We start from the raw sequence: 8,914 nt of genomic DNA, 5'->3' as shown, positions 1-8,914 counted from the left end.
TGAGGCCTTAAAAACCTTTCAAATCAAACGCTCCTTAAGCTTCAAAGGGTCACCTTATGATAATGCCGTCGCTGAAGCGATGTTTAAGGTTATTAAAACTGAATTTGTGAATCATGCCCATTTTGAAAAACAAGCACAACTAGATATTGAACTTTTTGATTATGTGCACTGGTACAACCACATCAGAATCCATGGGACTTTGGGCTATTTAAGTCTAGTTGAATACAAGTCTAGGAACCTTAAAAAAGCTGTCTAGTTTAGTGTTGACAATACACTTTATTCTCTGCTAAGCTTAAGGGACCTGATAATATAGAAGTTTCCACTTCAGAAAACATGAAATTAAAATCACTATATTTTAGAAAAAGTCAATTGGATAAACTAAGCTATTTCTCTAAAAGAATGGAGCTAAGTGAATCTGAAGTCATAAGAAAAGCATTAGATGATTATTTAAATAAACACATGTATGAAAATTAAAAACTCTCCATTGGTTAAGAAGCTGTCCATAGGTCATCATTTTTGACCTTTTGACAGCCTCTTTTCTCTTGGTTAATAGCTCATTACCTGTAAAAAAACAGGAAAGGAAGGTAGTTTTCTTAGACTTTTTGCCCTGTTTTTATTTGTTTTTGTCTTACCCATTTTTTCAAATTATGCGCAGCACAATGAAAATTTTACTCAAAAGGATAAGAATAGTAGGATGTGATCTATCATATAGATTGGCATCCTTTTCTAGAGAAGAGTGAGGTATGCCCAAATCATAAAATTTGTATGATTTGGGTTTTTAGTATGAATAAATATTCACCTAAAATGGTAAAAGTAGTTATTTATATTTTGTTTTTTCACTATACCCCGAGTTGATCATTCTGGATTTATCAAACAATTGTATGATCTTGAGAAAATATATTAAAAACCAAATGAGGTCTGTTTTAAAATATCGATAAACAAAAAACCGATTCACCCAAAAAAGGCGGATCGGTTTTTCCTGTTTTATTTGTCAAAACGGTGAGCGGAATGTTTGGTTGGCCCAATGTATTCATTTAGCTGGAAAGAGCTTCTGATAGCAGCTGTGATGAATTCTTTTGCTGCATAAATGGCTTCCTTCACATCTGATCCATTCGCCAGTTCGGCTGTGACTGCTGCTGAGAATGTGCAGCCTGCGCCGTGTGTGTATTGTGTGTCGATTTTATCAGATTCAAGGCGTTCGAAGGTTTGTCCATCATAAAGCAAATCAATCGCTTGATCTTGAATTAGCTTGCCGCCTCCAGTGATGACCACATACTTTGCACCAAGTTCGTGTATGCGTTTTGCTGCTTCTTCCATTTGTTCGATCGTTTTGATCTCACCGATTCCACTCAATTGCCCTGCTTCGAAAAGGTTAGGTGTGATGACGGTAGCTAGTTGCGTGAGCTTTTCGCGCAGTGCTTCAGCGTGCTCAGGGTACAGGACTTCGTTCGCACCCTTACAAACCATAACAGGATCAATGACGACATTTTTCAAATCATATGTTTTGATCGTTTCAGCTGCGAGTTCAATCACGTCCACCGTTGGGAGCATGCCTGTTTTCAGAGCATCTACACCAATGCCTTCCACAATGGTAGAGAGCTGCGCACGAATGGTTGCTGTATCGATTGGAAACACCTGATGATCCCAATGGTTATGGGGATCCATTGCAACGACAACTGTTAAAGCTGTCATCCCGTAGACGTTTTTTTCTTGAAACGTTTTTAAATCTGCTTGGATACCTGCACCGCCGCTTGAGTCCGAACCTGCGATGGTGAGTGCTTTATTCATAGACATAGTTGCTGAACCTCCAATGTGATGTGTAACAGTTACTGTGCTATCTCTTATTATAATCAGCTCTTCCATTTATCACAACGAAACGGCAAAAAAAGAGTTCCTCTCTTTTCGGGAACGCTTCATTCCCTTATTTTTTACAAATCACCAATTTATCTTTTTTCAGTTCCTCCAAAAGCGTTAAGGCTAACTATAATCTTTCGCTTCTTTGCTATTCTCTACCGTGAAATATTCATAGTGATCACTCCTTGTCATCAAAAATTCCCATCTACTCGCAAGATCAAACCGCCTTTTATATCATGAGAAGAAAGTCAATTTATGTTTTAATGAAAAAGACGATTTTATTAAAGGAGTAAGGCCAATATGAAGATTTCCTTATTAATTGTGACACATAACCGGCTCAATGCGCTGTGTGAGCTGCTTGAATCCATCTCGAGACAGACTGTGCAGCCTTTTGAAATTATGGTAGTGAATGATGCAGGAGAGCGAGTGGATATCATTCATGAACTTTATCCTGAGCTTCCGATCCGCTTGATTCATTTAGATGAGAATGTCCAGCACGTGAATGCAAGAAATGTTGGGATGAGGGAGCTTGCAGGAGATGTCATCATGCTAAGTGACGACGATGATTACTTTACACCATGTCACATAGAACGTATGAGCAAGGCGCTGGAAGCCGCCGATTTTGTCTTTTCTGACGCAGAAATTGTTTCGTTTGAAGAAAAAGGCGCTACTCGTTTTCCGGTATCGAGACGTTTGTTTGCTTATACAGCGGACATTGAAGATATGCGTGTCTTTTCTACATACGCAGTATGTACAAACGCCACATACACGATGAGATTGGTTACTTTGATCCAGTCATGCATCATTACTGGGATTGGGATTTTTTCTTGCGCGTATCACAGCATGCACGAGTAAAACAAGTGCATGCTGCCAGCGTGATCTATGCGTTCTTTAACGGCGGTAGGAATCAGTCTAGAGACCTCGGTGAAACAAGGAAGAACTACTTAGATGATCTAAGTGAAAAGCATGAACTGGGTGATCTGCCGACAGCGAACTTTGCTGCCTTATTAGAAGAACCAGCGATGAAAAAACGAGAATCAGAGAGTGAGATTGTATGGGATGGAAAACCGATGATCTCAAGATTGGTACAGCAGACAGGAGGAGAAGCGCAATGAAGCCATTTTTAAATGATAGCTGGTGGGCTGCTATGAAAAGTGAATTTGAACAGCCGTACTATCAGGAATTACGTGAGTGGGTGAAGGAAGAATATCGTACGCAGATGGTCTTTCCAAAACCAGTTGACATTTATCGTGCCCTTCATTTGACGTCGTATGAAGACGTCAAGGTGGTGATTTTGGGACAAGACCCTTATCATGGCCCAGGGCAGGCACATGGATTAAGCTTTTCTGTTCAGCCTGGTGTCAAGCAGCCGCCATCTTTGAGAAATATTTTTCAGGAGCTAAAGGATGATCTCGGCTGTCCTGTCCCAAACCATGGCTCACTTGTGAGCTGGGCAGAGCAGGGTGTTCTGCTTTTAAACACCGTGTTAACTGTGAGAAAGGGTGAAGCGAATTCGCATAAACGAAAGGGCTGGGAACGTGTGACAGACCGTGTCATTGATGTGCTAAATGAACGTGATCAACCCGTCGTCTTTGTATTATGGGGCAGACATGCTCAAAATAAAAAAGAACGCATTGATCAAACCAAGCATTACATCATTGAATCACCTCACCCAAGTCCTTTTTCTGCAAGGAACGGTTTTTTTGGGAGCCGGCCCTTTTCTCAGGCAAATGCGTATTTAAAGCAAATGGGGCTTGACGAAATCAACTGGTGTATCAAGAATATCGAATCAAAATAGGACGGGGGAAAAGCCCCTTCGTCCTGTTTATTTAAAAAATTTGCGGACAATCTCAAGTCCGTTTTTCGCATTTGGATAACGGAAGGAAAAATCGAAGCGATTGGTCTGGCGCAGGACGCTCTTTTCATGTGTAAAGGTAAAAAAGCTTTCCTTCCCATGATATCGTCCCATGCCGCTTTCACCGACGCCGCCAAATAGCAAGTAAGGGGTGGCAACATGCATCAGCGTGTCATTGATGCAGCCTCCGCCAAATGATAGGTTGTCTAGAATATATACTTCTGTTTCTTTACTTGTTGTAAATAAGTAAAGAGCGAGTGGCTTCGGTCTTGCCTTGACCATGTCAGCGGCCTTATGCAGAGAATCAAATGTCATGACAGGCAGAATAGGTCCGAAAATTTCCTCCTGCATCACGGGATCTTCCCACGTGATGTGATCTAAAATGGTCGGTGCGATTTTGAGCTCTTGTTCATTGCGCTGTCCACCCGTCACAATCGTGCCATTTGAGAGAAATTGTGAGAGTCTGTCAAAATGACGCTGGCTGACATTTTTTCCAAAGTGCGGATGCGTTTCGGGTTGGTCACCGTAAAAGTCACGGATACAGGTGGTCATTTCAAGCAATAGGTCTTCTTTGATGGATTCATGGACAAGTAAATAGTCTGGTGCAATGCATGTTTGACCAGCATTGGTGAATTTTCCAAACGTGATACGCTTCGCAGTGAGCTTGATGTCTGCATCAGGCATGACAATGCAGGGGCTTTTTCCGCCAAGCTCAAGTGTGACAGGTGTGAGATGCTTTGCGGCCGCTTCCATGACGACTTTGCCGACGGCTACACTTCCAGTAAAGAAAATATAATCAAATGGCAGTTTCAGCAGCTCTGTACTGACATCCACACCGCCTTCAACGACTGCTGCATGCTCTTCTTTAAACACACGTTCCACAATCATACCAATCACTTTTGAGACTTGCGGCGTTAATTCTGATGGTTTTAATGTGACCGCATTTCCTGCAGAAATGGCTCCAACTAATGGAGAAATGGCCAATTGGAAAGGATAGTTCCAAGGGGCAATAATGAGAACACTTCCGTATGGTTCCTTCATAATCATGCTTTTCGATCCGATATGGGTCAGAGGTGTTTTTGCACGGGATGGTTTGGCCCATTTGTGAAGATGTTTGACTGTATGATTGATCTCTTCATATACCATCCCAATCTCTGTTGTATATGCTTCCTGTTCCGATTTATGTAAATCATGGGCTAAGGCCTGTAAAATGTCCTTTTCATGCTGTTTGATTTCAGATTTCAGGTTTTTAAGGAGGCGTATACGTTCTTGAACCGCCGGCTTATGAAAGACTTTTTGTTTGTTAAAAAGAGCAGTGAGCTTGTCCATCATTCAAATCCTTTCATAGACGATTTTGTTCCTTTTATTATGTGTGAATCACCGATACGGGTCAAATAAGAGGACATAAGCGCACGGCTTTGAAAAAATGAGCCCATTCGATTTGTTCATTTGGTAAAATAATATTGAAAACGATTTTTTTGATTGGAGGGTCTACCCTTGAATATTCATATATCAAGTCTGCTTCAAAAAATGGAGGAAGCGATTCAAAAAGCGAAACAAAGTGGAAATGATGAAGAGGTGAAACGTCAAGTGGCAGCGATTTCTTCGTTGTGTGATGTTATTCTCGACGCACCAACACTGGGGCAAATGCCGCAGTCGTCTGTCATTTCGCCATCGCCATCTATATCTACACCATCTGCTCCATCCGTGTCTACGGATCAAGCCATGCTTGAGAAGCTGATGGGTGCTAGTGGTGCAAAAAAATTTCATCAGAAAGAAGAGTGTCAAAAAGAGAGAGGCGGGAACGGCGACTCTATTTTTGATTTTTAATGGTCTTGTCACGACAAAGGGAAGGTGATCGGGTTGAAACTATTTTTGGGCGCCATTCAGTGGATGGCATTTTTTATCGCAGCTTCTATTGCCGTACCAATTGCGATTGCACAAGCATTTGAATTGAACCAAGTGCAGTCTGCGGAGCTGATTCAGAGTACATTCTTTTCACTTGGACTTGTGGCGATGGTGCAGTGTTTGTGCGGCCATATGCTGCCGATCAATGAAAGTCCAGCTGGGCTTTGGTGGGGTGTGTATACCCTTTATGCAGGCATGACAGGAACAATTTTTGCGACGTATCCTGAAACCTTGCAAGCTTTACAAGGGGCTTTAATTTTTAGTGCGGCGTTCTTTTTTATTTTTAGTCTATTTAAAATCATTAATTGGCTTGCGTCTTTATTTACGCCAGTTGTCACAGGCATTTACCTGCTGCTGCTTGTTGTGCAGTTAAGTCAGCCGATCATGAAAGGGCTGATGGGTATCGGCTATCGGGGAAATCAGGTGGATGGGCTTGTCTTTTGTCTATCGATGTTGATTATTGTCATCACCTTCATGATCAGCCGCTCAAAATGGCATTACTTAAGGCAGTTTTCTGTGTTATTTGCACTTGCAGGTGGATGGCTGTTATTCGCTCTACTCGGATTGGCGAAGCCGGTTCGAATACCTGAGCATATCATCGAGTTTCCGAAGCTGTTCCCATTCGGCATGCCGGTCTTTGACAGTGGATTGCTTGTCACGTCCTTTTTTATTACGATCTTACTCATTGTGAATATGCTGGCAAGTATTCGAATTGTGGAAAGTTCAGTGAAGGCATTTGGTGAACTGCGTGAACGAAAAAGAGCTCGCCCTGCTGGTTTTGTTGCCGCATTTGGTCATTTGCTGAGCGGGATGATTGGTGCGGTTGCGCCTGTACCTATTTCGGGGGCAGCAGGCTTTATACAGACAACAAAAATTCCATCGAGAAAGCCATTTTTTCTCGGAAGTCTGCTTATTGTGTTGATTAGTTTATTTCCATTATTGATGAGCTTTTTCTCTGCATTGCCGTCACCTGTGGGGCTTGCTGTGAACTTTGTGGTGTTCTCCTCTATGATTGGGATTGCCATGTCTGAATTTGATCAGTATGAAAAGGAAGAAATCCCGAGAATTCGCTTTGTCCTTGGTATTGCTGTTTTATCAGGTGTGGGGGCGATGTTTGTGCCGCAGGGAGCCTTGCAAGGCATGCATCCTGTGCTGATTTCTTTATTAAGCAATGGTCTTGTTCTAGGCACGCTCATTGCGATCGTGGTCGATCAAGTCTTGTTACGAAAGGAGAAGAAATCCGACAATCTCTTGTCAACGTAAAGGGAAAGTTGAATGTCGGATGTGAACTGCGCTATGATAAACATAATTGACGAGATAAGGAGAATGACGAATGAAACTATTTTTCATATTAGGTGCAATTAACGCCATGCTTGCTGTTGGGCTTGGAGCCTTCGGTGCACATGGATTGGAAGGGAAAATCCCTGAAAAGTATATTGAGATTTGGAATAAAGGGGTTCAATATCAGATGTTCCATGCCATTGGTCTATTTATTGTCGCCTTTCTTGCAGATAAGCTGTCAGGTGTGTCTCTCGTTCCGACCGCTGGCTGGGTGATGCTTGCAGGCATTCTTTTCTTCTCGGGAAGCCTTTATGTGCTTGCCTTGACTCAGGTGAAGATTCTTGGTGCTATTACGCCAATTGGAGGAGTGGCATTTATCGCTTCTTGGATCATGCTTGTCATTGCAGCAGCAAAAAATTTATAAGTCAAAACCGATGTTTTGATAGGGGCAGGGGTTTTTTCTTAACTCCAGTAAGGAGAATAGTTAGGCGGTGCTTGATAATAAGGGACGTAGTGAGAAGGAGGGACAGGGTGTGTTTGCGCCTCGTCCTCTCGGTGGCAGAACGATCCGATAAACGCACTGGGTTTCACAGGCTGTGTCGCCTGCTTCCACTGTGTTTCGTTCATGCAATAAGTATGTGCCATAATGTGAGCTGGGGTAAGAGTGAGAAGGTCTGAGCCTAGGATCACTTCTGGCGTAGATGCGTTAAAAATGGCTAACAAATGGGTTTTGTCCTGCAGAGCGACTTCATAGTGCCACCAACCTTGAGGTACGTTTGCTACCTGTCCAGGGCTAATGGTATAGGTGTGCAGCTTTTTTGTGAATGGATTCAGCATACATACATTGGCAGAACCGGCTATACAATAAACAAGCTCTGCGGCATTTTGATGATAGTGAGGCTCTACTACTTTATTTTTACTCAAATATATATCCAGCAGGGATACTTGATCCAACGAGTTTAATTGTTTTTTTCCTAAAACATTAATGAGATTATGTTGATCATATTTCACAAGGGTGCTTTGATTCAGATCAAATGAATAATTGACATTCGGTGATGTATAATCCAGCTCAACAGTCATTGATGTCACCTCTAGGCTTTTAATAAAAACTACTAGGCATCTTATGAGCGGTGCCTGAAAGTTGTGTCAAAAACCTAGTTAAAAGATAAAAAGCAAGGGCGTCTGCGCCTTGCTTTTGCCATGCTTGATGTTATCTCGGAGAATACGTTGACATCGAGTGTGGATAGTCATATTGAATTTCCCCATCAAACGTAATGTAATCAAGATAGATGGTTAACAGTAAGTATCGTGTCCCTGTTTTGTTATCACTAATGATAATGTGGTCACGTCCTGCGGCTTCAATGACTCCTCTAAAAATCTTCGAATTCCACTCTTTACTCGCCTCAAACGTCATATAAATCGTGGCTACCTTTCCACGGTTCAATCTTAAAATATTTTCAATATAGGACTGCTCAATTGGCAGCTGACCGGTGACATTCTGTTGATAAATGGGGCCAGAAGGAATTTGATATGGCTGTCCGCCGCTCTGCGCGCCTTGGCCTCCTTGTGAAATACCAGTGGACGGCATTGGAGAATACCCTTGCTGCATTTGACCCTGCGTTTGGGGAGGGACTGAATAACCCATCTGCTGCGCAGGATACGGATTTGCTCCATATTGTTGCTGGCGAAAATCCTGACCTCCATCGAAACCCGAACCTTGCCCAAATTGATTTTTCAATTTCATAACGTTCCTCCTCTTTCCTCATGATGTTCTAAACAGAAGGCGTTTAGGTGCCTGTTGTTTCCATAGTTTTCTTTCTCTTTTTCACAATATGAGACAGGAGGGGAGAATATGTACATTGAAAAAAAGGAACTGCTTGGAGCAGTTCTCAGCTTGTAGACAAAGTCTACAAGCTTTTTTGTATAATAAGGGTAATAACACAATTCTGCGGGGGATGAACATGTTATCGAAACGTGAAGAAGAGAGAAGAAATCAATTAGAAGTAGTGGCTTTAG

Annotated in this window: 9 protein-coding genes and 1 pseudogene; 6 read left to right on the top strand and 4 right to left on the bottom strand. The window is 42.2% G+C overall.

The genetic code is table 11. From position 1 onward, the window contains the following. Positions 1 to 256 (top strand): IS3 family transposase (locus WAX46_RS15095; RefSeq protein ID WP_336494277.1); only part of this gene is annotated, 256 nt, incomplete at its 5' end. A gap of 728 nt (positions 257 to 984) precedes the next feature. On the opposite strand, the gene WAX46_RS15090 is transcribed toward WAX46_RS15095, so the two are convergent. Then, entirely contained in the window at positions 985 to 1,794 is an 810-nt protein-coding gene (locus WAX46_RS15090; protein WP_336494276.1) for a bifunctional hydroxymethylpyrimidine kinase/phosphomethylpyrimidine kinase, read from the bottom strand. A 360-nt stretch (positions 1,795 to 2,154) separates the two neighbouring features. Between WAX46_RS15090 and WAX46_RS15085 the strand changes: the two are divergent. Continuing rightward, positions 2,155 to 2,969 (top strand): annotated as a pseudogene (locus WAX46_RS15085) (glycosyltransferase family 2 protein). Further along, positions 2,966 to 3,652, top strand: coding sequence for a uracil-DNA glycosylase (locus tag WAX46_RS15080; protein ID WP_226567684.1), 687 nt, complete (start codon positions 2,966 to 2,968; stop codon positions 3,650 to 3,652). Before WAX46_RS15085 ends, WAX46_RS15080 begins: the two are co-directional and overlap by 4 nt. 27 nt (positions 3,653 to 3,679) lie before the next feature. Here the strand turns inward: WAX46_RS15080 and WAX46_RS15075 are convergent, their stop codons facing one another. Further along, a complete protein-coding gene (locus WAX46_RS15075) occupies positions 3,680 to 5,038 on the bottom strand; it encodes an aldehyde dehydrogenase (RefSeq protein WP_336494275.1) in 1,359 nt (452 codons plus the stop codon). Between the two features lie 168 nt (positions 5,039 to 5,206). Between WAX46_RS15075 and WAX46_RS15070 the strand changes: the two genes are divergently transcribed. The 3 genes from WAX46_RS15070 (at position 5,207) to WAX46_RS15060 (ending at position 7,322) form a co-directional block, all read left to right on the top strand. Further along, on the top strand, positions 5,207 to 5,539 hold the full coding sequence (locus WAX46_RS15070) for a YwdI family protein (RefSeq protein WP_226567686.1): 333 nt from the start codon (positions 5,207 to 5,209) through the stop codon (positions 5,537 to 5,539). A 33-nt stretch (positions 5,540 to 5,572) separates the two neighbouring features. Continuing rightward, on the top strand, positions 5,573 to 6,880 hold the full coding sequence (locus tag WAX46_RS15065; protein ID WP_226567687.1) for a purine/pyrimidine permease: 1,308 nt from the start codon (positions 5,573 to 5,575) through the stop codon (positions 6,878 to 6,880). Between the two features lie 70 nt (positions 6,881 to 6,950). Continuing rightward, a complete protein-coding gene (locus WAX46_RS15060; RefSeq protein WP_003215282.1) occupies positions 6,951 to 7,322 on the top strand; it encodes a DUF423 domain-containing protein in 372 nt (123 codons plus the stop codon). 38 nt (positions 7,323 to 7,360) lie between these two features. Here the strand turns inward: WAX46_RS15060 and WAX46_RS15055 are convergent, their stop codons facing one another. Then, positions 7,361 to 7,978, bottom strand: coding sequence for a cupin domain-containing protein (locus WAX46_RS15055; protein ID WP_226567688.1), 618 nt, complete (start codon positions 7,976 to 7,978; stop codon positions 7,361 to 7,363). 130 nt (positions 7,979 to 8,108) lie between these two features. After that, positions 8,109 to 8,642 carry a spore coat protein GerQ gene (gerQ, locus tag WAX46_RS15050; protein WP_226567689.1) on the bottom strand — a complete coding sequence of 178 codons (534 nt, stop codon included), beginning with the start codon at positions 8,640 to 8,642 and terminating at the stop codon, positions 8,109 to 8,111. Positions 8,643 to 8,914 lie beyond the last annotated feature (272 nt).

The sequence above is a fragment of the Bacillus sp. FJAT-53060 genome (assembly GCF_037104745.1).
GTDB lineage: Bacteria > Bacillota > Bacilli > Bacillales > Bacillaceae > Bacillus > Bacillus stratosphericus_B.
The sequence above is the reverse complement of the archived record's forward strand: the minus strand, read 5'-3'. Positions and strand labels throughout refer to the sequence as shown.

Coding starts and splice junctions, on each gene's coding strand:
- WAX46_RS15060 (WP_003215282.1), top strand. CDS start 6,951: ATGAAACTATTTTTCATATTAGGTGCAATTAACGCCATGCTTGCTGTT.
- WAX46_RS15055 (WP_226567688.1), bottom strand. CDS start 7,978: ATGACTGTTGAGCTGGATTATACATCACCGAATGTCAATTATTCATTT.
- WAX46_RS15090 (WP_336494276.1), bottom strand. CDS start 1,794: ATGTCTATGAATAAAGCACTCACCATCGCAGGTTCGGACTCAAGCGGC.
- WAX46_RS15075 (WP_336494275.1), bottom strand. CDS start 5,038: ATGGACAAGCTCACTGCTCTTTTTAACAAACAAAAAGTCTTTCATAAG.
- WAX46_RS15080 (WP_226567684.1), top strand. CDS start 2,966: ATGAAGCCATTTTTAAATGATAGCTGGTGGGCTGCTATGAAAAGTGAA.
- gerQ (WP_226567689.1), bottom strand. CDS start 8,642: ATGAAATTGAAAAATCAATTTGGGCAAGGTTCGGGTTTCGATGGAGGT.